The following is a 24,577-nucleotide window of genomic DNA, read 5'->3' on the forward strand; positions in this document are numbered from 1 at the left end:
GGCGCCGGACTTTCTTTTTGGCGGCGTTTCGTATAATTTAGACATCACAATATGTGAAAAGTTATTTCCCCAAAACAGTTTGAGGAGCAGATATCGATGGCGGTTGAAATTACCGAAAATGCGGCCAACGAAGTCAAACGCATCATCACCGATCAAAAGCATGATCCGGGCACTATGCTCCGTTTGGGCATCGCCGGCGGCGGCTGCAGCGGATTCTCGTACAGCATCACGCTGTCGCAAGATTTCGATGACGAAAAAGACAACAAGTACGACTTCCACGGTCTTCCGGTCGTCGTCGACAAGAAGAGCCTCCTGTATTTGGACGGCACCACCGTCGACTTTTACACCGGCGTAGATCGCCATGGGTTCACGTTCAACAACCCGAACGCCGTCAAAACCTGCGGTTGCGGCAGCTCGTTCCAAGCGTAGTCTGCTCGCTTCCAGCCAAATCAAAAAAAGCCGCGACGTTTGTCGCGGCTTTTTTTGTGCGCCTAAACATCCATTGGGCAAACGTCGTGTGCCCACCTGTTTGGCTTGTCCAGCAGTGCTGCAGCACGCAGGAATCGCAAGCGTTTTCATCGACGAAGAGCAGTCTATTTCTTGGGCGGCAAACCCGACGATGACTTGACGTGGCATGAACTGCGAAAATGTGGGAAATGTTTATGCCATGGTCGGTCAAAACGTAAAAAACTAGAGGAATTAATGGCAACAAATATTACCAAGCAATTCAGAGGAAAGCTAAAAGACGCCTACCTGGAACTGATCCTGAAGTTTCCTCTTATGTCGATTCACTCCGACGCGGAACTCGAAGCGGCGCAAGAGGTGATGGATCGCTTGCTCGCCCAGGGAGAGCTTTCCAGCGGTGAAGAACTGTATCTGGATGCGCTGAGCGATCTAGTTGGCGCCTATGAAGACGATCACTTTGCCATTGCCCCTGCATCCGACGCAGACCTGTTGCGACACTTGATGGAAGCGAAGGGAGTGAATCAGATCGAGTTGCACCGCAGCACGAAGATCGCCCGATCTACGATCTCGGAAATCCTCAGCGGCAAAAAACCGTTTAGCCGCCAAATCATCGGAACTCTGGCCGACTATTTCGGCGTCCACAAGACGGTGCTTGCGAATAACCTTTAAGCAAATTTCTTGGAGCCTTACCACTTCCACCCACTCAACTCCCCACCATTCACAATATTCTCCGCCGGCCACCGCCCCTGATACAGATCCACAATGTTCTGGGCCGCCATTGTCGACATGTCCAGCAGCGATTGCTCGTCCAGTCCGGCCATGTGGGCGGTGAAGTAGATGTTTTCGACATCAAACAGAGGGTGATCTTTGCCGGCAGGTTCGTTATCCAGCACGTCGAGCGCCGCGCCGCGTAGCTTGCCGGCCTTCATCGCGGCGGCGAGTTCCTCTTCGTTCACCAAGCCGCCGCGCGACGTGTTGATCAGCAGTGCGTCATCCTTCATCAGCGCCAGCGACTGCGCGTTGATGATTCGCTCGGTCTCCGGCGTGCAAGGAGCATGCAGGCTCACGACATCGCTGCGGCGCCAAATCTCTTCGAGCGCGACCCGCTCGACTTCGTTCGGCCCGCCGGTCGGCGCGATCGGATCGTAGGCGATGACGTTCATACCGAGCAAAACCGCCGTTTTTGCGACTTCTTTCCCAATCACGCCGTAGCCGATGATCCCCAGCGTTTTACCGTACGCCCGCGGACCGGCGGTTCGATCCCAGTCGCCGGCGCGGACCTGCTGGTTTTGCGGGATCACGTTGCGGTACATGGCCAAGATCATGCTGATCGTATGCTCGACAACCGATTGGTGCAGTGTGCCCGGCGTGCGGCAAATGGCGATGTTCTGCTCGGTCGCAGCAGGAACGTTGACCGAGTCGTAACCGACGCCTACCCGCGAGACGACGCGCACTTTCGTGCGGCTCAGCACTTCGGCCGTATAGGGTTCGGTGCTGCAGATGACTCCTTCGGCGCCATCCAACGCTTCGACCAAACCATCGGGTTCCCATAGCGACTTCGACAAGTCGGCGAAACGGACATCCAACCCGGCTGCTGTTAGCAATTCGTAATAGGGCCAACTGGTCGCTAAGAAATGGGACGCAGTCACGACGATCGTAGGCATAACGGGCAAGCTCGGAGGAAAAGGAAACGCATGGAAGGAGAAAATATCAACAAAACTCAGGTTCTAACGCCAAAGGTTCCCCCGATCAATCCTTTGCGCCAGCTTTCCGCATCGGGGCGGATCTCTTAAAATCGGGGGATTCTATTGCATCCCCAAGCGACGTGAGGGCGGCGTGAACTCAGCGGCCAAGATTCATATTATCGGCATCGGTGACGATGGTTTTGACGGACTCACCGCTCAGGCGACCCAGCGCATCGGCGCGGCCGACCTGATCATCGGCAATCCCCAAGTGCTGACCTACGTCGATTCGGTGACGGCCGAAAAACTGCCGGTTGGCGCCGATTTAAACGCGATCGTCGAGCGTGTGAAAGCCTCGACCGGCAAGAACATCGTCGTGTTGACCAGCGGCGATCCGTTGTTCTACGGTGTGGCGCGCTACTTGTGCGACGTGATCGGCAAAGAACACTTTGAGGTTCTGCCGCACGTCAGCAGCATGCAGTTGGCCTTCGCCCGGGTGAAAGAAAGCTGGGACGAAGCGTACCTGGCGAACCTGGCGACGCAGTCGCTAGAGCGGGTCGTGCAAAATGCTCGGCTCGCCGAAAAGGTCGGGCTGTTCACCACCGATCAGCATACGCCGGCCGCGGTGGCGAAAGCGCTGCTCTCCCTAAAGCTCGATTATTTTTCGGCCTATGTTTGCGAAAACCTGGGCTCTCCCAACGAACGAGTCACCCAAGGCGAACTGGCCGAGATTGCCGAACAGCAATTTGGCCTGCTCAACGTCATGATCCTGGTTCGCAAGCCCGGCGTGCCTGATCGACCGATCGCGCTGGTCGGCAAGCGACTCTTCGGCAATCCGGACGAAGTCTTCCTGCAATCGAAGCCGAAGCGAGGGCTGCTCACTTCGGCCGAGACGCGTTCGATCGCGCTCTCGCAAATGGATCTCGGGCCGACCAGCATCGTGTGGGATGTCGGCGCCGGCAGCGGATCGGTTTCGATCGAAGCGGCGATGATCGCCGCCGCAGGCGCCGTTTACGCGATCGAAATGGATCCGGAAGATCATGGTCTGATCAAGACGAACGCTGAGACGTTTGGGGTCACCAATCTGACGCCGATCTTGGGCAAAGCGCCGGAAGCTTGGGAAGATATCCCCGATCCCGATTGCATCTTTATCGGCGGCGCCGGCCGCCATGTTCGCGGCATTGTCGAGCCCGCTTTCGCGCGGCTGAAACCAGGCGGGCGGATCGTGCTGAACATCGGCAGCATCGAGAATCTGCACGAAGTTCACGAGCTGCTGCAGCGCCTGGCCGGCGAAGCCCGCGCGACGATGATCAACATCGCACACAGCACGTACCAGTTGGAACGTCATCGTTTCGAGTCGCTCAATCCGACCTTCCTGATCACCGCGATCAAACCGTTGAAGTCGTAGCCACCGACTTCAACCACCAGTCGCCCGATGAATTGACTTCAGGAGCCGCAGCCGCGTGACCAAACTTGACGACTATCCGCAGCTAGACGTGATCGCCGTCGGCGCTCATCCCGATGATGTCGAGATCGCCTGTGGGGGGACGCTCGCCAAGTTATGCCAACAAGGTTATAAGGTCGGCATCATCGACCTGACCGATGGCGAGCCGACTCCCCGTTCGCCTGGCCCCGAAGTTCGCCTGGCCGAAGCGCAAGCCGCGGCCAAGGTGCTCGGCGTCGACGTGCGAGTCACGCTCGAACTCCCCAATCGCCGGCTGTTCGACTGCTTTGAATCACGCGTTGCGTTGGCGAAAGAATTCCGCAAGTATCGGCCCAACGTGGTGCTGGGATTTGGCGGCAAAACGCCGCTCGCTTCGCCTGACCATTGGCAAGCGATGCAGATCACCGACGCGGCGACGTTTTACTCGCGTCTGACCAAGTGGGACGACCACTTTGACGGTTTGCCGGTGCATACGATCGCCAAGCAGCTTTACTATCGACTGGTCTTTGAGCCGATGGAACATCCCGAAGCGCCAGGCTCATTTGTCGTCGACATCAGCGACACGCTGGAAACGAAGATCACCAGCGTCCGCTGCTACGAAACGCAATTCCCGCCGGAGAAAGACTACGTCTTCGACCGCGTCCGCGGCGCCGCGTCCTTCATCGGCTCGCAGGCCGGTTTTCTGAGCGGTGAGCTGTTTCACACGACACGGATGATTGGAACAAAAGATATGGTGAAGTTTCTTTTTCCAGAGTAGTTGAACGCAGGGTCCGCTTTGCGGACCAGCTCTTCGCTTTAAGTACGACACTCTTCGTAGCCAGAAACGCGATTTTTGAGGCGTTTTTTAAACCGATTGCACACCAGCCAGAGGCGCGAGTGGGTTGAAGAACTGGTTCGCACAGCCGGCCCCTACAACTTCGAGAGCGGCGTCTGCGTGACTTCTTCCGCTGCTGCGGTCGGCGTCGCATGCTTGCTGACGGTCACGTCGGACGCAAAGACGCAGCGATCTGGTTTCGCGCCGGCGACGGTGTAGAGATGTCCTTTGGCGGTCAGCTCATCGCCGAGCGAAGCGTACTCCAGCTCCTGCGTCATCAAATGGGCGATCGCTTCTTCCGATAGCGTGAACGTCAATTTGCGGAGCGTTCCGTTCAGCGTGGTCACGACCAAGGTCTTCCCGCGTAAGCTCTTCACCACCGCGGTGATGTTTTGGCGATGGCCCGGCGCCACTTCCGGCGGCGCGAAATCGCCCGGCGTGCTCATCACGTCGATCGCATCCAGCGGCTCGGCGCCATGTCCGTGGGAATCGACCTGACCAAGAAAGCGAACCAACATGCCGGACTTCAACCAGGCGGCCGGAACATCGCCGGTCACGTCCACGCGCGAAACGCCGGCCGGATGCGTCACAATCATGTCAATCTTGCCGTCGGCCTGTTGCAGCAGCATGCTTCCCTTGCCGATTTGAACCACACGACCGCTGACCGATACTTCCGGCAGCGTGTCAATGTTCAACTTGTTCTTTTCGACAGGCACGGTGACCGACTTGTTCGTTCCCAGACATGCGCCCAAGTTGTGGAGATTTTCATACTTCAACTCCATCTTGGTCGAGCGATAAAAGACCGGCCAATGCAATGTTCCATCGGCCGCGACCGGCGGAGCGTCGTCCATCGGTTTGGCGTACGGATTGTAAGGCCCAAGTTGCGCCAGAACCGGTTGGGGAAGAGCGCAAGAACAAGTCGCGGCGCACAAAAGCGCCAGAACAAAACGAAGCATGATGGGGCGTGCCTGGGGGGGCTGGATGCAAATCTTGATGGGCAAGTGCAACGACAAATCCCAGTAAACACCAACGACAGTTACACGTAAATAAACGTGAATGTCTTTTAATATTGCAACGCTTTTCCGCTGTACGAACCGAAGCTATCGGAGATGTCACGAAATATTTCCCCTTGGCCTCGACTTCAGCTACATTAGACCAAGTCCCACCTCCCTCCCTCTCCTGCTTTGGATACAACGTATGATCTTGCCCATCAAACGTCTTGCTGGCTGTTTGTTCGCGCTTACTCTCATGGTCGCTCCGCTGCTCGGCGACGATCTGCAAATGCAACTTCGTTTTCAACAAGAAACGAAGCCAGACAGCGGCCTCTATCATCAACAGACTCGCGGCGAACATTGGAAGCCGGAGCAGACAGCGATCATCGTCTGCGACATGTGGGATCTGCACACTTGCGAGAACGCGGTGCTGCGTGGGCAAGAGTTCGCGCCGCGGCTGAACGATCTACTGAAGCAAGCCCGCGACCAAGGCGTAACAATCATTCACGCTCCTAGCGGCTGCATGAAACATTATGCCGAACATCCGGCTCGCCTGCGGGCCAAGCAAACGCCGAAAGCGGTCGATATTCCCGCCGAAATCAACCAATGGTGTCATCAGATTCCGGCGGAAGAAAAAGGAATCTACCCGGTCGATCAATCGGATGGCGGTAATGACGACGAAGCGGAACAACGCGCCGCGTGGAAAGCTAGTTTAACCGCCCAAGAGCGCAATCCAGATCGGCCTTGGATCAAGCAAACCGACCTGCTGCCGATCGATCCGGCCCACGACTACATCAGCGACCAAGGGGACGAAGTCTGGAGCATCCTCGCCGCTCACAACATCGACAACGTGGTTTTGACCGGCGTTCATACCAATATGTGCGTCCTCGGTCGCCCGTTTGGTTTGCGACAGCTAGCGAAGAACGGCAAAAACGTGGTCCTGATGCGGGACTTGACCGACACGATGTACAACCCAAAATCGTGGCCCTATGTCAATCACTTTACCGGCACGGACCTGATCGTTTCGCATATCGAAAAGTTCGTCTGTCCGACCGTCTCCAGCAATCAAATCCTGGGAGGCGAAGAGTTCGCGTTCGCCGCAGACAAGCGACCGCATGTGGTGATCGTGATGGCCGAGCCTGAATACGAAACGGAGCAAACCCTGCCGCAATTTGGGGGCGACTTTCTCGGGCGAGACTTTCGCGTCAGCTATCTCTACGGCAGCCAGTCTGATCCCCACGATATCCCTGGTTTAGAAAAAGCGGTGGCCACGGCCGACGTGCTGCTGATCAGTGTCCGCCGTCGCGCGTTGCCGCCAGAACAGATGGAAGCGGTGCGGAAGTATGTCGCCGCCGGCAAGCCGATGGTCGGCATTCGCACGGCGAGTCACGCTTTTGGACTGCGCGGCAAACAGCCGCCGGCCGGGACCGAAACTTGGGAAGAGTTTGACCAGGAAGTCTGGGGCGGCAACTACAGTGGCCATTACGCGAACAAACTAAAATCGACCATCGAATCGGTCGAAGCCAACCAGAAGCATCCGATCTTGCGGGGCGTCTCACGCGAGCCGTTCCCCCAAAACGGTTCTCTCTATCAAGCCGCTCCGCTGGCCGCCGGCGCCACGATGCTGTTGACCGGAACCGTCGAAGGAAAACCGGCCGAACCGGTCGCCTGGACCTTCCGTCGCGCGGATGGAGGCTGGTCGTTCTACACGTCGCTCGGTTACAAAGACGAGTTCCAAAATCGTTCGTTCCAACGACTGCTGCTCAACAGCATTTACTGGGCGGCCGGGCTCGAAGTGCCGGCTCATTTTGATCTCACCAAACCGACGCCGCAGCAGCGGAAAAGCTAACAGGCCAACCTCCGCATGCAACTGGTCCCCTGCTCTCTTGAGAAACATGGGTCGGCGATCCTGGCGATCTTCAATCATGAGATCGCTACGTCAGCGTCATTGTACGAATACGTCCCGCGAACCACGGCGACCATCGAAACGTGGTTCGCCCACAAAGCGGCTGGCGATTGGCCCGTGATCGGCGCCGAAGATGATAACGGCCGCCTGATGGGCTTCGCCACCATGGGACCCTTTCGCCCGCAGCCGGGCTACAAGTACACGGCTGAACATTCCATCTACATCCAGCAAGACTTCCGCGGGCAAGGTCTCGGCGGCGTCCTGCTGCAAGAGATGATCGCCCAAGCGACCGCGCGCGATCTTCATTGCCTGATCGGCGTTATTGATCAAGCCAACCAGGCCAGCGTGGCGCTGCATCTGAAAAATGGATTTGTACTGGCAGGCGTGATGCGCGAAGCCGGCTTCAAGTTCGGCGACTGGTTAGATGCTGGCTACTATCAATTGATGTTACAGACCCCGCAATCGCCGGTGGATGGTTAAGCCAGGCGTCAGCGGCGCAGTCCGTAAGTTAATTTTTCGCGTGCCGCCCCTTCTTCCGCCCACGATCTCTCCTTTGGACTAGATCGCAGATCCCCATCTGCCGAGAATAACTTCACTCCCCGTGAAGATTTTCGCTGGGACGCAGTGCCTGCGTCGCACTCGCCATGCTGCCCCCTAGGAGCCAACATCATGACTGCATCGCGCGACGCTCCGTCGGATCCCGTCGGCAAGACGGTCCAGCAATATATCGATGAAGTTCCCGTCTGGCCGGATGGCACTGCGACCACCTCCACGCCGCTTACGCCGATGCAGTGGCGCATTTGGTGGCTCGCCGCCGCAGGGAAATTTTTTGAAGGGCTCGTCGTCTTCATGACCGGCGTCGCTCTGCCGCTGCTCGCGGCCCAGTTTTCGCTAGGACCTGCCGCGCATGGAATCGTTGGCGCCGCCAGTCTGTTGGGCATCTTGATTGGCGCTACGGCGCTGGGAGGTCTTGCAGATCGGTTTGGTCGCAAGCCGATGTTCATCGTCGAGATGGCGATCTTCACCGGCTTCCTGGTCGCCGTCACGTTCAGCCCCAACTTTCCCTTTCTCGTCTGCTGTCTGTTCGGCCTCGGCGTTGCGCTCGGCTGCGACTATCCGACGGCCCATCTGATCATTTCGGAAAGCATGCCCAGCAACGCCCGCGGCAAGTTCGTCCTGGGCGCGTTCGGCTTTCAGGCGATCGGCGCGCTCTTCGGCGCCGGCATCGGCTTCCTGATCCTCTACGAGAATCCAAGCATCGGCGCGTGGCGCTGGATGTACGCCACTGCGATCATCCCCGCGGTGTTGGTCACGCTGGTCCGATTGACCATCACTGAAAGCGCCCATTGGCTCGTCACTCGCGGCAAGTACCCAGAAGCCGAGCGAGAGACGCTACGGCTCCTCAAGCGCGAACCAAGTTATCCCCAACTGGTCGCATTAGACCGAGCCAAGGAGCTTGCCGAGTCCGCGCGAGCCGAGAACCGCAGCGGTTACAGCGAGCTCTTGTCCGAAAAGAACCGCCGCGCGACGATCCTCACCAGCGTCCCCTGGTTCCTGCAAGACCTGGGCACCTACGGTATCGGCATCTTCACGCCCACCATCTTGGCCGCGGCTGTCGGCCATCAAAAAGAACACGCGACGTCGATCGCTGATATTGTCCAAAACGACATGCTCGCCGCCCAAGGCGCCGCCGTGATCGATCTGCTGCTTATTTTCGGCATCCTCGGCGCTGTACTGCTGGTAGACCGGGTCGGCCGAATCAAGCTGCAAGTGCTCGGCTTCCTCGGCTGCGCGATCGGCTTGTTTTTGGCTTCGCTCTCGGTCGACTTCGCCGATCCAGCCAAGCTCTATTTCATCTTCGCTGGCTTCATGATCTTCAGCTTCATGACCAATCTCGGGCCGAACGCCCAAACCTATCTCATCGCCGGCGAGGTCTTCCCCACCAACATCCGTGGTAAAGGCGCCGGCGTCGCCGCCTCGTTCGCCAAAATTGGCGCCGTTCTAACTGCGTTCCTCTTCCCAATCCTCCTCGCCGACATCGGCGTCCGCTATCTCCTCTACATCCTGGTCGCGACCTCCTTGATCGGCGCCGCCGTGACGTGGATCTACCGGATCGAAACAACCGGCGTGAATTTGGAAGAGATTGGAAAGTAACAGAGGCGCCTACGATTCTTCATAGCCCGACGCGCCCGGTTTGAAGTTGCGCTATTCGCAATTCACGAATAATCGAATGCAAATAAAGAACCATACCGGCCAGAATCGACCGAAAATTGTCACACTAGCCCGCCAGCGCGAGCGAGGGAATAGGGCTCGCCACTTCAATCCGTGTTAGGATCGCCAACTCGATTCCCTCGCTGGCGCTGGCGGGCTAGTGTTCGATTGATTCGAAATAGCGCAACTTCAAAGCTGGCGCGTCGGGCTGTGAAGCGCATTTCCTTCGCGCGCTCTGACAAGCTCCCAAGAGAGGCCAACCGGTCGCGCAGACGCCCCAGTCACTAGCGGATGGTTAAGATTTCGTCCCCAAAGCTGTTTTTGGCATACTGATTGCGTTATCCTTTCAGTAGCCGATTTGGCCTTATTTCGCCCAAAATTTGGGCAGCGCGCACCTTCAAGGAAGTCCGATGATCACAACGGTTCAGCAGCACATCCTGCAAGAACAACGCCGTTTCCCGCAAGCCTCGGGCGAGTTTTCGTGGCTCCTCTCGGCAATTACGCTCTCGACCAAGATGATCGGCGCGAAGGTTCGCTCGGCCGGTTTGACCGACATCGTCGGCGCCGCCGGTGATGTCAACGTCCAAGGCGAAGTCCAGCAAAAACTGGATGTCTACGCAAACGAAGTGCTGCTTCACTGCCTCAGCACGCGGGCCAGCGTCGGCGTGTTAGCGTCCGAAGAAAACGAGCATCCGAAGATCGTCGGCCATTGCAGCGACGGCGCCAAATACGCCGTCGTCTTCGATCCGCTTGACGGCTCGTCCAATATCGATGTGAACGTCAGCGTCGGCACGACCTTCTCGATCATGCGTCGTCCAGAAGGCGCGACTTGCGATGAGCCAGAGCGCTGGCTGTTGCAGCCGGGGACCAAACAAGTCGCCGCCGGCTATGTCGTTTATGGTTCGTCGACGATGTTGGTCTACAGCGTCGGCTTCGGCGTGCACGGCTTTACGCTCGATCCTTCGATCGGCGCCTTCGTTTTAAGCCATCCCAACATCAAGATGCCGAAACAAGGAAAATATTATTCGGTGAATGAAGCGTACGCCGCGAGCTTCCCGCCGGGCTACGCTGACTATCTGCAACTGCTGCGCGAAGGGGGACTGGGGCAACCGTACAGCTCACGCTACATCGGCTCGATGGTCTCCGACTTCCACCGCACAATGCTCAAAGGAGGCGTCTTCCTCTACCCGCCGACCGCCGAAAATCCGGAAGGCAAACTCCGCATCCTCTACGAAGCGTTCCCGATCGCTTTCCTCTGCGAACAAGCCGGAGGGATCGCGTCCGACGGAACGGGTCGTCTGCTAGAGATCGAACCAACCAGCATCCACCAACGCACGCCGATGGTCGTTGGCAGCCAGGTCGAGATGGAGAAGTTTGAAGCGATGGTCGCGAACGGAGAGATTTCGGCGCTGGCGTAATCGACAGCTTCTCATTACTGTTTGTGCTCGGGCGCCATGGCCACGGCCTTGTGTGGCCATGAATGCGGTTGGAAATTATTTGCATCTTGGGTGGCCCGGCCAGTTCGTCCAGAACTGGCCGGGTTGCGTCAGCAACAAGATGCTTCACCATGCGGTTGCAAAGACCAATGGCATTTCTGATTGGCGAATACGCTTATTGGCCAATGCCGGCTTTATTTTCATCGCGGCTGCGGATTGAGAGTCAATGGCGCGGCATCTTGTTGCTTCGCAACCCAACCAGCCTTGGACAGGCTGGTCAGGCCACCCGGGCTTGTTATCGCGCCGGGCGCAACTGTCGCAGCATGTTCTGCGTTCGTTCTAGATCGGCTGGCAGCGGTGCGATGAATTCGCGGATTTCGCCATCATCCGGGTGCGCGATTGCGAGGCGATGCGCGTGCAACGCGGTGCGGTTCAATAAGACCGTGCGATCGTCGTCGTGTTGCAGTTCGCCCAGCGATAAGAAGCGGCGACTGCCGTAGAGCGGGTCGCACAGGACCGGGTGACCGGCGTGCATCAGGTGAACGCGAATTTGATGGGTGCGGCCAGTTTTCGGCAGCGCCTTGATCGCGGCGAAACCTTGGTAGCGTTCCAGCACTTCGTAGAAGGTCTGGGCATCTTTCCCTTCATCATCGCCGCGGCGAATCGCCATCCGTTCCCGAATTTTCGGGTGCGGGCCGACCGGTTCGTTAATCAGGTCGCGATCCCGGTCGGGGGCTCCGATCACCATCGCGAAATATTCTTTTTCGGTCAGACGATCTTGAAATTGCGTTTTGAGAAACTCATGCGCCGCGTCATCTTTGGCGATCACGATCACGCCGCTGGTGTCGCGGTCTAACCGATGCACGATGCCGGGACGCGTTGGCCCGCCGATGGTGCTGAGCTGCGGGAATTGCCCTTTTAGCCCTTCGGTCAGCGTTCCCTTCCAGTGCCCTTTGGCCGGATGGGTGATCATGCCGGCCGGCTTGTTGATGACCGCAATTCGATCATCCTGGTAAAGAATATCAAGATGGACATTCAGTCCGATCTGCTCGTCGGAATAAGCGGCGATCGGCTTAACGATCAACAGCTCTCCGACGCTCAACTTATGGGCTGGTCGGCAAGGTTCGCCGTCGATGGTGACCAGACCAGCATCGATCGCTTTGCGAACTTGCCCGCGGCTGACGCCGTCGAGAATATCGGCGATAAACTGGTCGACGCGCCGTCCCGCTTGTTCGGCGGTGATGGCGATCTCGTGCGTCGTGGGGTCAGAATCGGGCATTCGGTCTGCGGCTATTCGCCTGACTCGGCGGCTGGCGATTCTTCTTTGGCCGGTTCAGTCGCAGCCGGAGCTTCGGCGGCAGGCTTCTCTTCCGTCTTAGCCGGAGCTTCCTTGGCCGGTTCCGTCTTGGGAGCTTCAGCAGCCGGCTTTTCTTCAGCAGCAGGCGCCGCCGGTTTCTCAGCGGCTGACTTTTCTTCCGCGGTCGGCGGAGCGCTCGGCGCCGACGACTCGGCCGGCGTGTCAGTCGCAGGGGCATCCGACTTCGGCATCAAATCTCCTTCGCCCGGCTGCGGCAAACCGGAAGAGGGGAGCAAGTTGATCGACGAATCCATCCTGCCGGTGGTATCCCCAGGTCGGGTCAACGCATCGCGCGACGGCAAGGTCAGGTTCGGATCGCTCGGCAGATCTTGGTTGAAAATGCCGGAAGTCGGCGAAGCCTTGGGTGCGAAATCTTGATCACGGAACCAAGCGTAGAACTGTTCGACGTTCTTATCTTGAAGCATTTTCAAACGATCCCCAGCCCACTCGCCAAACGGTGAATCGGGCCATTGGGTCGATAGCTTCTCGTAAGTCGAGATGGCGGTTTTCAGGCTTTCGTCGGTCGCAATCACTTCACTCGACTGACCAATTCCCCATAGGGCGCGTTGTTTCAGTTCAGGAACGTCCGCCGCTTTTTCCGCGTTCTGGAACGCTTTGATCGATCGCTCCAGGTCGAGTTTCGCGTCGTCAGGCTGCGTGAAATTCTTTTCCAACCCTTGGCGATAAAGATCGTAGCCCAGGAACAACTCGGCCCAAGCGCCAGCCGGACGACCATGATAGGCGCTGCCGACGGATTCGAGAGCCGGCGTCATTTTGCCATCCTGCTGCGACATCATCGCCGAAGCGGTGAATAGCTCTCCCCACCCGCTGGCCCGAGCAAGCTTGCTCTGCCACTGGAACCATATCACCGCAAGCACCGCAACGACCACCGCAATCGCGACGCCGGCGAGGACCTTGGCCTGCGGGCCCATCTGCTCCATCCCCTTTTCGAGAACTTGCTCCAGCTCGTTTTTCTGAAGTTCGTGGCGGCGTTCGCTTTTCATGACGAAGTTGCAGGGGTTGCGGGGTCAAAGGAGTGGAAGGCTACTTAACAGTAACCGACGCTTAGATTTAGAGTCCAAACCGTGAATATAGAAGCGCTGCGCAAGGGGCGTCAAGACCGAGTCGCCGGCGGCGCTAGCATGGACGTCTCGCCCGAAGCTCGCAGTTCGCCTGGTTTCGCAACGGATTCGGCCCCCTAAACCGCAGTCGCTAACTTGGACAATTGCCTGCGGCGAAGATTGTTCGTTGACAAAACGCACGGAAGCGTGGTCGATTGCCGTACGGCGAAGAGGAAATTGGCGCTCCTCACGAATCTGCCGGACGCTGGCTCGATCACGAGTCAGTATCTCCAGTTGGCTTCGACGCTCTTTGACAATTTGCATCTCAAGACGCGGCCACCAAGCTACCCAATTTAACACCCAGGCAATTTGGGTAGGTTGATAAAAATGCCGCGGTCCGGTCCTATGTCGGGTCGTCGGACGCACATGGATTCTTACCGTGTCCAACTATGAAAAATCGGTGGCCTTGCCCTGCTCCGCTCGTTACTTCTCGCAAGCTTCGCAAATACCCCACCTCAATCTTGCCATACGACGAGGGGCCCGGTTGCGGAAACCGCGTCTTGCAAATTACGATCTTTCAGGACTGACGAACAACCCAGCGTCGGCTAGTAACCCATCGCTTTTAGCTCTCTCGGTGCAAGGAAGTACGGACTCCGTGAGCGGACTTAATCAGGCCCAACTTGACGCGGTCAACACGCTTTCGGGCCCGATGCTCGTCTTGGCGGGCGCCGGCAGCGGCAAAACCCGCGTCGTGACGTTTCGGATCGCGAATCTCATCAAACATGGGGTTCGGCCGAGTCGTATCTTGGCGGTGACCTTCACCAATAAAGCGGCCGCCGAAATGCGCGAACGCGCACTCGAATTGCTCGGAAAAAAGGGGACCGAGCAACCGGTCGTGTCAACGTTTCACTCGCATTGCGTCCGCGTCTTGCGACGGCATATCAATCGTTTGGGCTATCCGCTGAAATTTGCGATTTATGATCGCGGCGACCAAGAATCGGTCATTCGCGCCGCGCTGCGCGAAATCCGTGTCGCCAACGAATCGCTTCGCCCCGGCGACGCGCTGAACAACATCAGCCGCTGGAAGACCGCCGGGATTCGCCCAGCGGAAGCGGTTGGACACGCGCAGACCGACAAAGAGCATCTCTCGGCGATGGCCTACCGCCGTTACCAAAACACGCTGAAAACCTGCGGCGCGGTCGACTTTGACGATCTGTTGCTGCTGACCGAAGAGTTGTTCACCGAGCATGACGACATCCGCGACGAAGAAGCGTCGCAATTTGATCACTTGATGATCGACGAATACCAAGACACCAACGGCAGCCAGTATCGAATTGTCCGCGGTCTGGCCGAAGCGCACCGTAATCTGTGCGTGGTCGGCGACGACGATCAATCGATCTACTCGTGGCGCGGCGCCGAAGTGCAGCACATCCTCCGCTTTCAGCATGACTGGCCCGAAGCCAAGGTCATTTATCTGAAAGACAACTATCGCTGCACCGCCGCGATCCTGGAACTGGCGAATCGCCTGATTCAGTTCAATTCAACACGCTACGACAAAGATCTCGAAGCGGCTCGCTTCGGCGGCGAACGCCCGCAGATTTGGCAATTCAAAGACGAAGAAAAAGAGGCCGAAGAAGTCGTCAAAGATATTGCTCGGAAGTTGTCAGAACCAGAATTTGAACCTCGCGATTTTGCGATCTTGTTTCGAACTAACGAGCAGCCGCGCGCGTTCGAGCAACAGTTGCGAAGTATGAAAATTCCGTACATTTTGATCGGCGGCATGTCGTTCTTTGATCGGAAAGAAGTCCGCGATTTAATCTCTTACCTGAAGGTGATCCATTCGCCGATTGACGAAGTTTCGCTGCTCCGAATCTTAAACACTCCGCCCCGCGGCATCGGACAACAGACGGTCAAAACGCTGATGGACACGGCGGTGACCGAAGGCGTACCGTTGTGGGAAGTCTTTCCGAAGGTACGTTCGATCCGAAATATCTCGGAAAACGCGGCCAACGCGGTGATTGACTTTTCTGCCCTGATTCGCCGTTATCAGAAGCGTTTCGAGACCGAACCGATGTCGCACGTCGTCCGTTCGCTGATCGGCGACATTCGCTATCAAAAAGAGTTGGAACGACTCTATCCCGATCCGAACGATCGCGAGTCGCGCGAGATGGCGATCGAGCAGGTGGTCAACGCCGTCAGCGCCTTTGAAACGAACAAGAAGAAACCGACGCTCGGCGGATTCTTGGACGACTCGGCCCTTTCTGGCGGCGACTTTGACAACGAAAAGGAAAAGCAACTGCAGCGAAACGGCGTCGTCTTGATGACGCTGCACGCGGCCAAGGGACTGGAGTTTCCAAACGTTTATCTGGTCGGCATGGAAGAAGGAATTTTGCCGCACGCGCGCAGCGTGAAAGAAGAAGGAGCGGCGGTCGAAGAAGAACGCCGACTTTGTTACGTCGGCATTACCCGGGCCCAAGATCGCTTGACCTTCTCGCTGGCGACCTCGCGCAAGCGATGGGGAAAACCACGCCCGACCGACACCAGCCGGTTCTTATATGAAATCACCGGCCAGGCCGAGAACGCCGCAAAGTCGGCCCAAATGGCGAAGTCGCCGCGCGATCGCGTGAAGAGCGCCGGCAAGCGGGCTTAGGAGCATTGCAGACGTAATATTCTTCGCAGCCCGACGCGCGAGTTTTGAGGTTGCGCTATTTCGAATCAATCGAACACTAGCCCGCCAGCGCCAGCGAGGGAATACGGTTCGCCACTTCAATCCGTGTTAGGATCGCCAACTCTATTCCCTCGCTGGCGCTGGCGGGCTAGTGTGACGATTTTCGGTGGATTCAGACCCTGTTTTATCGTGCTTTACCCGTGTTCAACACTTCCTGAATTGCCAAATAGCGCAATCTCAAAACGCGCGCTTCGGGCTACGAAGAAAGTGGGGCTTGGTTCACAATTGATACCGCTGCCTACGCTGCCCCTTCTTGTCGTTTTTTCCGTAACAAGGCCGGATCCAGATCGGGATGCCCTTCCCACCAGATTTTTGGGGAGTCCCAGCCGAATTCGTTATCGGACGGGAGAGGACGTTTCGGCGGAGTAGGCTCCGGCTCTGGTTCGACGACGATCATTTCCGGTTGCGGTTCTGGTTCGGACTTCACTTCGATCACCAGATCGACGACTTCCGGCAGCGCGACGACCGGCAGCGGAATCTCGATGCTTTGGATCGACGGCTCCGGTTCCTCCCAGAGGTCGTCCAGTGCGATGCTGACCATGTCGACTTCGGCCGCATCTTTCAGCTGGTAATCGGCGTTCGGAACCAGGTCGAAGACCGGCTCTGGTTCTTCGTGCTCGCTCCGCTCGAGATAGTACTCGGCGTCGATCAGTTGAATCGGCAACGACTCAGGCTCGACGATCGGGCCGCGATCGGCCAGCGACAGGTCCTCTTCGACAACTGGTTTCGGCTTCGGCTTGATGCTGTTGGTGAGCGGATACACTTCCAGATACGGGATGATCGGCAGCACTACTTTGAACGGCGGCTTCTTGACGACCGGAGGAACGATGATCGGCTCTTCGGCGATTGGTTCCGGCTCGACGACTTCCTCGACAACTTCTTCCGCAACCGGCGCGGGCAAACGGGCTGGCTCGGGACGGCAAACGCCGGTCACTTGCGGCAGCACGCGAACATCGCCGCCCAGGTTCTGGAAGATCTCCATGATATGTTCGTGACAGGTGAAGACGAGCGTTTGATGCCCTTCGTTGGCGAAGCTCATCAGCACTTCGGCGGTCGCTTTACAACGTTTCGAGTCAAAGTTGACCATGACGTCGTCCAAGATCACCGGCAGCACGCGACCTTGGCGAGCAAAAGTGCGAACCAACGCCAGACGAACGCTGAGGAAGACCTGCTCGCGGGTACCTTCGCTCAAGTGTTCGAGCGACTTCGATCGTCCTTTGGCGTCTTCGACATAGAGCGTGTTTTCGCTGAGCGGCGTCCAGATGCGGACATACTTGCTGAGCGACAGTTTTTCCATGAAGATCGACGCCATCTTCAGCGTTTCGGGCTGACGCTGCGTTTCGTAGATGCGGCGAATTTGATCGAGAATGTTGGCCGTCACGGCGAGCGACTGCCAACGTTCGATCGCTTGTTCGATCTGCGTGCTCACTTCGTTCAGCTCTAACTGGGCCAAACAAAGGCGATCGTTTTCTTCCAGCGATTCCAGCTGAGCTTTCAATTCGCCGCTACGCTCGTAGCCCTCCTTTAGGCTGCGTTGCGTTTGCTCAAACTCTTGCAGAAGTTCGGCCAGTTCCTTCTCGGCATCGGCGGCCGATAGTTCCGCCAGGAACTCTTCGACCGTCTCCAGCGATGCGGCGCCCAGTTTGGCGACAATCTTCTCTTCGACTTCTTCCAGGTCTAACAGCAAGCCGTTGATCCGGTTCGCCTTGTCGAGCAGTTTGCGATAGCCCTCTTCGTCTTCGACGCCTGCTTCGTCCAGGATCTCTTGGCGCTGTTTGGCCGCTTTGCGCATTTCGCCGGCGGTCTTTTTGAACTCATCTTTGATCTTTTGGGCGCGGCCCCGCAGATCGGTGCGCAGTTCCGATTGGTTCTGCTGGCGCTCTAGTTCGGACTGCAGGCGATCGAGTTGCTCCAGGCCATCCTTCGCGTTCTTCAAACCCAGCTCACCGGCCAACTGCGTGATGCGTGATTCGACCGCGTGCAGTTCATCGGTGCGCTGCTTCTCTTGATCTTGCAGCGACTTCAAATCTTTCCGCTTTTCGTGGATGTGGGCCAGGATGCGAGCCAAGACCTTGATCCGGTCAGGCTGCAAATCATCAGGCAGGTCCAACGCCCGCAGCGCGTCGCGCCAACGACGGCGAGCATTGTTGACCGCGTGCTCGGCGTCTTGAATCGTCTTCGACGCGTAGTCGCTCTTTTGCTTCGCTTCGCCGGCTCGATTGCCGAGCGGAATGAGCCCTTCTAGATGAGCCAGATGATCTTCGGCCGATTGCAGACGAGCGACCAGCGGCCCGCCCCCTTTCGGCAGCACTTGATCAAATTCGTCTCGTTCTTCGACCGCTTTGTGCAGTTGAACGTTGACCAGTTCAAACTGTCGCTTCACTCCGCTGAGGTTTTGCTTGACCGATCGCTCCATCGTCACCTTCGTAAAGATAACACCGAAGATGAAGACGCAACCAAACAAGGGAAGCGTCCCTGAAATCTCGGGGATGCTGATCGCGGCGCCAAAAATAAAGAGCAAAATCAACAACACGCCTACCGAGAAAGTCAGACCAAGCAAGGCCAACAACGGCCGAGGCAGAATCTGATTTTCGAGCAGATCGGCCGATTCGATTTCGGCCTCGCGACGCTGGAACTCCAGCTTGTCGATCTTTTCTTCAACCTGAATGCGGCGGCGAAGTAGGTTGACCAGTTCGCCTGCTTTGTCGATTGCGACACTCAGGTCATCTTCGCCTAGATTGGCGAGCGATTTATCGACCTCGGTTTGCGCCGACTCAAGTTCATCTTCGTGCGACGAGACGGTTCGCTTCGACTCTTCGTGACGATGAATCTCTTGCTCAAGCGTCTGCATCGGCGCTTTGAGCGATTTCAATTGCTTGGGAGTCAGATCAGGACGTCGGCCTTGGCCGAGCGTTACGCCGGTGTTCTCCCAAGCCGCTTCGATCTCGCGCTGGACGTCTTCGATCTCTTCCTGAACGCCGGAGATCTGCTTGCGAATCGCGACGATCCAGTGACGTTGTTCGCCGAGCGCGTCAACACGCGCCGCATGTCGCGAGAGTTCGCGATTGAGCGGGATCGACTCGTGCTCGGTGAAGAGCGCTTTATACTGCGACCGCAATTCGGTGCAGCGTCCTTTGCGCCGCGCGACTCGTTCTCGCAATTGGTTGAGTTGGTTCAAACTCTCTTCGGCGACATCGGGGATCTCGCCAGCTTCGTCGATCTTGGCCGTCAGAGACTCGCGACGTTCGATTTCGCTGCGCAGATCTTCGGCCAATTCGATAAATTCAGTGCGTTCGGTAATCGCGACCGATTTCTGCTGCTGTTGCTCTATCTGCACGGCGGCGCTGCGCTGCTGTTGCAGCACTTGGCCCCATTGCTGGGTCGCGGTCCGCTGTTCTTCGACTTCTTTTTTGAGCGATACGTGCTGGTCAAGCAGCTGATCGATGATGCAGTCGGCCCCATCATGCGAAATCAGGGCTTCGCGGGAAATTTCGAGCCGACGAACCACTTCGGCCAACGAAATGCGATCCAAACCGCTGGTCAGTTCGTAGATCTTCTGAGCGGCGTGACTGTCGTCGAGCGTCGCCAGCAATTGAATTTCACGGAGACCGACGGCGAAGATATTGTTGTAGGTATAGCGATCGACCCCTTCCAGCAACGCTTCCAATTGCGTCCGACTTTGCCGCGAACCGTCTGGGGCCACAATCCAGGCGTTTTCTTCAAACGTCCGTTCGTCCCACAGACGCACCACTTGAAACCGACCGAGCGTGCCGCGGATGTTGAGCGAACCGCCGGGCTGTCCGCCGTTGACCGGCGGCAAATAGCGGCGCTCTTCCGACAGATCGATGCCATACAGCATCGTCCGCAGGAAGTTGAGCAGCGTGCTTTTGCCCGCTTCGTTATGCCCGAAAAAGACGGTTACCGTCGGCGAGAGCTCTTCGATACGTAGCCCACGCCAAACGCCGAAACCATCGATATTGACTTGATTTAATTGCACGTTGGCGGCTCCTAGTCGTCGATCCGCAAGGCTTGGACACCCATGCGGCGGGCTTCATGCAGCGCCTTACGACGAACTTCCCTGGTTTCAATCTGCACCGCTTCGGACAACTGCGTGCCGCGACGGTCTTCGCCTAATAACTCGGTCAATTCAATGGGGATATCGGGGTCAGCAAGCAATTCGCGCGTCAGCCGCAAAAAGTCGCCGCAGATGGTTTGTTCTTGATACCAGGCCTCGGGAATGACCGACGCCGATTCAATCGTTAATTCATGGGTCCAGGCGCCCGACTCTTCGCCGCCAAACTCTTTGTTCAGCACGTCGATCGTGTGCTGCCACAACGATTCGGCCATCAACTTTTTCGACGCATTTCCTTCAATAATCACTCGCCAGTCCACCAACAACTGTCGGCGTCCTTTGCCCGAGACGAGCGTCCGCATCCGATTTTTCAGCACCTTTTCCAACTCTTCCGGTGACTCGCAATTGGCGATCTCCACCAGTTCGCTTTGCCAGCGGACGACATCGGTCGCGATCGCGTCGGTCGAGATCTCGCCGGCTTCGTTGACTTCGACCACAGTGCAGCTGCGTTGACCAACGTGCAGCGGACGGCGACCTTGCGGTGAGCCAGAGTGGATGGCGAATTTCGGCGCAGTGCGATGCTTCTTGCGCATCTCTTCGCCGCCGAGCGCCCAATACGGAATATCGTGGCGGCTGATCGCGCCATCTTCGACTTCGCCATAGGCGACGGCGATGGTGAACAAGCCGGCAGCGGAGGGGCGAAACTCACCGATCCGGATTTCTCCGCCAGAGTTGGCCTGGCCAATAATCGCGGCGATCGCTTCGCCATCTTGCTCAAAGTGGACGGTTTGGGGCAGGCCAGGTCGGAAGATGTGAACATTGCGGGGCAGCGCCACCGACGAAGGCCAACGCGAAGGAGGATCGGCTTCGCCGCCAGCCCAGTAGACGTTAATACCGGCAGTATCAAGTTGCTCAAACATTTCCAACAAGCAGCCGATCGTACGCGGGCTGGAGAGCCGCGGATCGAGCAAATCACCGGTCAGAACGACGAAATCGACCTCGTGCAACATCGCCGTTTCGACCACTTGCTGCGCAGCGCGACGTGGCGCCTCGCAAAAGAGAGTGCGCAAATGATCCGGAACTGAGGGAAGCCCTCCGAGCGGCTGATCGAGATGGAAGTCGCCCGATTGAAGAAAGCGGAACGACGCACCTGGAGTCATATTGTTGCGCCTCCTTGCGCGAATTACTGTCGATATGGTCGCCAGCAATTCAGTGCTGGCGCCTACCTATTCGGGCAGTTTAGCGGAATTTGAAAAATCCGCCTATCCGGATTCTTTTCGTCAAAGAAACGATAGTTCCCCAACCGACATAGCGCAACCATTGACGCTCTGCATAGACTTACGATAATAGGGGCCGCTGTTTGCCGGCATTTTGACTGGCTAGCTAAGCAATCATCTGTCTAATTCCGCTCATCGCAGACAAACTGCGATACAGCCTTTTTTAGCATGTAGATCCGTTTGGGGATCGACACCGTGCCGTCGGGGGTGCGGCAGATGAGCAATCCGGATGATAAAAATGAAAATGCCCCCGAATGACTCCAAAGTAGTGCGCGCTCGTGATCGATTGCGCTCGAGCACGCAGCAGCTCCATCAACAAACCGAGTCTCAGCTTCATTGGGATCAAGTTTTCTCCTCTCGTGCGTCCTATCAGCGATTCCTGCTAGCAATGCTGCGGATCGTAATTCCCGCAGATGCAGCGATCGATCGCCAACTTGTGCATCTGAAACCCGAATGGGTCTCCAAGCGCCGAACCGCGGCATGGCTAGAAGAGGATTTGCAAAACCTGGGAGATTCCCCCCCTTCTCGGCTAAGCAGCACGCAAGCGGCGGACTTTGATTTCGTCGATACGCTCGCAAAAGCAGCAGGCGTCGCCTATGTCTTGGAAGGCTCGGCCATGGGAGGGGCGATCCTGGCGAAATCATTGGACGAGCGCCTGCATATCTCCGCTGACAACGGCGGCAAGTACCTCTACGGATACGGTAAGCAAACTGGCTCGCATTGGGGAGCTGTGACAAGTTGGCTTGATGCGGTGCTTACAGAAGAGAAGCAGATCGAAGAAGCGGCTGATGCCGCCGCGAGGACCTTTGCAATCTTTGGAGATCAACTCAGCGAGTTCCGCTAGTGAACGTTCAACCCCATGTAAATGTTGATCTGGATAATTGCGATCGCGAGCCGATCCATATCCCTGGGACAATACAACCGCATGGCGTGTTGCTCGCCTTCGATCCCCAATCTCTCACATTGCGATATTGGAGCCAGAACGCGGAGCAATTGCTTGAGCAAAAAGTGACTGCCGAGGCGACGCCAGATTCGCTTTTTGACCCACGCACCGCAGCTGCGATCCGCCAAATCTCACAGGAAGCGCCCGCGGTCGTTATGCCGATCGATGGCGGCGCGACAATTGGCCAGAAAGATGTCCGCCATACGGCGGCGGCGCATCTGCATGACGGGATGCTTTTGCTGGAAATCGAGATTGCGCCCTTCGACAAAATCCACAGTCGTGCAATTGCAAAACTTCCACGCCTCCTGAAGACGGCGACGCATCGAATGCAAGCCTGCCAGACGATGGAAGAATTGTATTCCGCAATCGCTTGGCAAATTAAATCATTAAGCGGTTTCGATCGCGTGATGATCTATCGGTTCCTGGAAGATGGGCATGGCGCCGTCGTCGGAGAAGCGGCCGAGAATAAATTGGAACCCTTTCTCGGCTTGCACTACCCGGCGACTGACATCCCACAACAAGCGCGACGCCTGTACCAGCTGAACACTGTCCGCCTGATTGCGGATATCCATGCCGAACCGATTCCCATCCAGGCATTTTCCGATTCCGCCGCGCAACGGCCATTGGACTTGACCTTCAGTTATTTTCGCAGCGTTTCGCCGATTCATATAGAATACTTGCGAAATATGGGGGTCGCAGCTTCGATGTCGATCTCCATTCTGCAAGGAGGGGTTCTCTGGGGAATGATCGCTTGTCATCACTATGAGCCCCGAAATCTATCGCTCGAAGTTCGCGACGCATGCGAGTTGATCGGCGTCGCTGCGGGCGCTTATCTCGCATCTCGTCAACTGGCCATGGAGAGCCTGGTTTATCGTGACCGCCGCGAGGCGCTTCATCAGACGTTACGGATCGTCGCCACCGGTGAGTCATTTCGAGCAGGAGTCGAAGCGGCGCTGCCGACGATGCGCGAAATTGTCGACGCCGATGGAGTCATCATCTGCCTGAATGGTGAAATCTTGGCAAACGGGAGAATCGCCCCTGCCCTGGATGCGGCGGCTCCCTTGATCCAACAGGTCACAACCGCGGTGAATGGCCCACTACTTCACAGCCATTCACTAACAGCTGATTTTCCAACCATGGAATCGATCGGCGACGGAATTGCCGGCGTTTTGGCGATTTCTCTGGGTGAACACCCGCAGGATGTCATCCTGTTTTTCCGCCCCGAGTATGCGCATGAAGTCTCCTGGGCGGGTAAACCGCAAAAAGAAGCGACCAAGACTGCGGCAGGGATTCGCCTGTCACCGCGGAAGTCGTTCGAGACGTGGCGCGAAACGGTTCGCAATCAATCCCGCAGGTGGTCGACGATCGATCGCGACATGGCGTTGGAATTACATAACGGACTTGTCGAACTGCTGGGACGCCGCGCCATCGAGCTGACTCGCGTCAACGCGGAACTCTCGCGGATCAACGCAGATCTCGACAGTTTCGCTTTCGCCGCTTCGCATGATTTACGCGAACAATTACGGAGTTTGCACCAGGCGATCAAAATGTTTGAGACGCAGCTAGAACGACCTCTCACGAGCCCGGAAAAGGATCGCTTTCAAGCGATCCTGCGTTCCCGCGGCCGGCTTGACGAACTCCTGGAAGGGCTGCTGCGCATGTCGCGTGCTGGCCGCGGCGATCTGGCGATAGAGACGGTCGAGATGACGACAGTCGCCCAGGAAGCGGCCGAGATGGTCTGGGGAAGTTATCCCCCAAACAAGGTGCAGCTGACAATTGAAGCGATGCCGGAAACGATCGCCGATTTCATGTGCATCCGAGAAATTTATTGCAATTTGTTCAGCAATGCCGCTAAATACAATGAAAGCGAACCGAAGATCGTTCAGGCCGGGGCTACAATCGCAGACGCCAGCGCACCGGCGGCGATACGAGGTCAAACCATCTACTTTGTCCGCGACAATGGCATCGGCGTAGCGCCGAAAGATCAGTCGCAAATTTTTGAAATCTTTAAGCGTCTCCATTCTCCGCACGAATTTGGCGGCGGCTCAGGAGCAGGTCTCACGATTGTCAAAAAAGTGATCGAACGTCACTGCGGAACGATTTGGTTGGAATCAACATCCGAGAGAGGTTCAACTTTCTACTTTACCCTTGGACTGAAGTAAGCGTTTGATCGCTTCCTACCTACCTAC

General features: G+C 57.1%; 17 protein-coding genes. 11 read left to right on the forward strand and 6 right to left on the reverse strand.

Annotation, left to right across the window (positions count from 1 at the left end; genetic code table 11):
* Positions 1–96: 96 nt before the first annotated feature.
* Complete coding sequence (locus M4951_RS16720) at positions 97–429, forward strand: HesB/IscA family protein (protein WP_262022789.1); 333 nt, start codon at positions 97–99, stop codon at positions 427–429.
* 351 nt (positions 430–780) lie between these two features.
* On the forward strand, positions 781–1,134 hold the full coding sequence (locus tag M4951_RS16725; protein ID WP_262022790.1) for a type II toxin-antitoxin system HigA family antitoxin: 354 nt from the start codon (positions 781–783) through the stop codon (positions 1,132–1,134).
* A 17-nt stretch (positions 1,135–1,151) separates the two neighbouring features.
* On the opposite strand, the gene M4951_RS16730 is transcribed toward M4951_RS16725, so the two are convergent.
* Positions 1,152–2,129: a phosphoglycerate dehydrogenase gene (locus tag M4951_RS16730; protein WP_262022791.1), complete on the reverse strand. Its 978-nt coding sequence runs from the start codon at positions 2,127–2,129 to the stop codon at positions 1,152–1,154.
* Positions 2,130–2,301: 172 nt separating this feature from the next.
* Here M4951_RS16730 and cbiE point away from each other — a divergent pair, with 172 nt between their 5' ends.
* Together cbiE and M4951_RS16740 are read left to right on the forward strand one after the other, a co-directional pair.
* On the forward strand, positions 2,302–3,555 hold the full coding sequence (cbiE, locus tag M4951_RS16735) for a precorrin-6y C5,15-methyltransferase (decarboxylating) subunit CbiE (RefSeq protein ID WP_262022792.1): 1,254 nt from the start codon (positions 2,302–2,304) through the stop codon (positions 3,553–3,555).
* A gap of 55 nt (positions 3,556–3,610) precedes the next feature.
* Complete coding sequence (locus M4951_RS16740; protein WP_262022793.1) at positions 3,611–4,348, forward strand: PIG-L family deacetylase; 738 nt, start codon at positions 3,611–3,613, stop codon at positions 4,346–4,348.
* Positions 4,349–4,500: 152 nt separating this feature from the next.
* Here M4951_RS16740 and M4951_RS16745 read toward each other — a convergent pair whose 3' ends face one another.
* Positions 4,501–5,361, reverse strand: coding sequence for a hypothetical protein (locus M4951_RS16745; protein ID WP_262022794.1), 861 nt, complete (start codon positions 5,359–5,361; stop codon positions 4,501–4,503).
* A gap of 241 nt (positions 5,362–5,602) precedes the next feature.
* Between M4951_RS16745 and M4951_RS16750 the strand changes: the two genes are divergently transcribed.
* The 4 genes from M4951_RS16750 (at position 5,603) to fbp (ending at position 10,932) form a co-directional block, all read left to right on the forward strand.
* Positions 5,603–7,246: a ThuA domain-containing protein gene (locus M4951_RS16750; RefSeq protein WP_262022795.1), complete on the forward strand. Its 1,644-nt coding sequence runs from the start codon at positions 5,603–5,605 to the stop codon at positions 7,244–7,246.
* Positions 7,247–7,261: 15 nt separating this feature from the next.
* A complete protein-coding gene (locus tag M4951_RS16755) occupies positions 7,262–7,783 on the forward strand; it encodes a GNAT family N-acetyltransferase (protein ID WP_262022796.1) in 522 nt (173 codons plus the stop codon).
* A gap of 189 nt (positions 7,784–7,972) precedes the next feature.
* Positions 7,973–9,457, forward strand: a complete 1,485-nt coding sequence (locus tag M4951_RS16760; protein ID WP_262022797.1) for an MFS transporter — start codon at positions 7,973–7,975, stop codon at positions 9,455–9,457.
* Positions 9,458–9,924: 467 nt separating this feature from the next.
* Complete coding sequence (fbp, locus tag M4951_RS16765; protein WP_262022798.1) at positions 9,925–10,932, forward strand: class 1 fructose-bisphosphatase; 1,008 nt, start codon at positions 9,925–9,927, stop codon at positions 10,930–10,932.
* 313 nt (positions 10,933–11,245) lie between these two features.
* Here the strand turns inward: fbp and M4951_RS16770 are convergent, their stop codons facing one another.
* Complete coding sequence (locus tag M4951_RS16770) at positions 11,246–12,229, reverse strand: RluA family pseudouridine synthase (RefSeq protein WP_262022799.1); 984 nt, start codon at positions 12,227–12,229, stop codon at positions 11,246–11,248.
* Between the two features lie 11 nt (positions 12,230–12,240).
* Complete coding sequence (locus M4951_RS16775) at positions 12,241–13,311, reverse strand: tetratricopeptide repeat protein (protein ID WP_262022800.1); 1,071 nt, start codon at positions 13,309–13,311, stop codon at positions 12,241–12,243.
* Positions 13,312–14,023: 712 nt separating this feature from the next.
* Between M4951_RS16775 and M4951_RS16780 the strand changes: the two genes are divergently transcribed.
* Positions 14,024–16,018, forward strand: a complete 1,995-nt coding sequence (locus tag M4951_RS16780; RefSeq protein ID WP_262022801.1) for an ATP-dependent helicase — start codon at positions 14,024–14,026, stop codon at positions 16,016–16,018.
* 316 nt (positions 16,019–16,334) lie between these two features.
* On the opposite strand, the gene M4951_RS16785 is transcribed toward M4951_RS16780, so the two are convergent.
* Complete coding sequence (locus M4951_RS16785; protein WP_262022802.1) at positions 16,335–20,093, reverse strand: AAA family ATPase; 3,759 nt, start codon at positions 20,091–20,093, stop codon at positions 16,335–16,337.
* 11 nt (positions 20,094–20,104) lie between these two features.
* A complete protein-coding gene (locus M4951_RS16790; RefSeq protein WP_262022803.1) occupies positions 20,105–21,328 on the reverse strand; it encodes an exonuclease SbcCD subunit D in 1,224 nt (407 codons plus the stop codon).
* Between the two features lie 355 nt (positions 21,329–21,683).
* Between M4951_RS16790 and M4951_RS16795 the strand changes: the two genes are divergently transcribed.
* On the forward strand, positions 21,684–22,289 hold the full coding sequence (locus tag M4951_RS16795) for a biliverdin-producing heme oxygenase (RefSeq protein WP_262022804.1): 606 nt from the start codon (positions 21,684–21,686) through the stop codon (positions 22,287–22,289).
* Positions 22,289–24,550, forward strand: coding sequence for an ATP-binding protein (locus M4951_RS16800; protein WP_262022805.1), 2,262 nt, complete (start codon positions 22,289–22,291; stop codon positions 24,548–24,550). The genes M4951_RS16795 and M4951_RS16800 overlap by 1 nt, the downstream gene beginning before the upstream one ends.
* The last annotated feature ends 27 nt before the right edge of the window (positions 24,551–24,577 follow it).

This window comes from Blastopirellula sp. J2-11 (assembly GCF_024584705.1).
Lineage (GTDB): Bacteria > Planctomycetota > Planctomycetia > Pirellulales > Pirellulaceae > Blastopirellula.

What these genes read in the sequence shown, in the direction of transcription:
- M4951_RS16720 (WP_262022789.1), top strand. Translation starts at nt 97, where the DNA reads ATGGCGGTTGAAATTACCGAAAATGCGGCCAACGAAGTCAAACGCATC.
- M4951_RS16725 (WP_262022790.1), top strand. Translation starts at nt 781, where the DNA reads ATGTCGATTCACTCCGACGCGGAACTCGAAGCGGCGCAAGAGGTGATG.
- M4951_RS16730 (WP_262022791.1), bottom strand. Translation starts at nt 2,129, where the DNA reads ATGCCTACGATCGTCGTGACTGCGTCCCATTTCTTAGCGACCAGTTGG.
- M4951_RS16745 (WP_262022794.1), bottom strand. Translation starts at nt 5,361, where the DNA reads ATGCTTCGTTTTGTTCTGGCGCTTTTGTGCGCCGCGACTTGTTCTTGC.
- M4951_RS16750 (WP_262022795.1), top strand. Translation starts at nt 5,603, where the DNA reads ATGATCTTGCCCATCAAACGTCTTGCTGGCTGTTTGTTCGCGCTTACT.
- M4951_RS16755 (WP_262022796.1), top strand. Translation starts at nt 7,262, where the DNA reads ATGCAACTGGTCCCCTGCTCTCTTGAGAAACATGGGTCGGCGATCCTG.
- M4951_RS16760 (WP_262022797.1), top strand. Translation starts at nt 7,973, where the DNA reads ATGACTGCATCGCGCGACGCTCCGTCGGATCCCGTCGGCAAGACGGTC.
- fbp (WP_262022798.1), top strand. Translation starts at nt 9,925, where the DNA reads ATGATCACAACGGTTCAGCAGCACATCCTGCAAGAACAACGCCGTTTC.
- M4951_RS16770 (WP_262022799.1), bottom strand. Translation starts at nt 12,229, where the DNA reads ATGCCCGATTCTGACCCCACGACGCACGAGATCGCCATCACCGCCGAA.
- M4951_RS16775 (WP_262022800.1), bottom strand. Translation starts at nt 13,311, where the DNA reads ATGAAAAGCGAACGCCGCCACGAACTTCAGAAAAACGAGCTGGAGCAA.
- M4951_RS16790 (WP_262022803.1), bottom strand. Translation starts at nt 21,328, where the DNA reads ATGACTCCAGGTGCGTCGTTCCGCTTTCTTCAATCGGGCGACTTCCAT.
- M4951_RS16795 (WP_262022804.1), top strand. Translation starts at nt 21,684, where the DNA reads ATGAAAATGCCCCCGAATGACTCCAAAGTAGTGCGCGCTCGTGATCGA.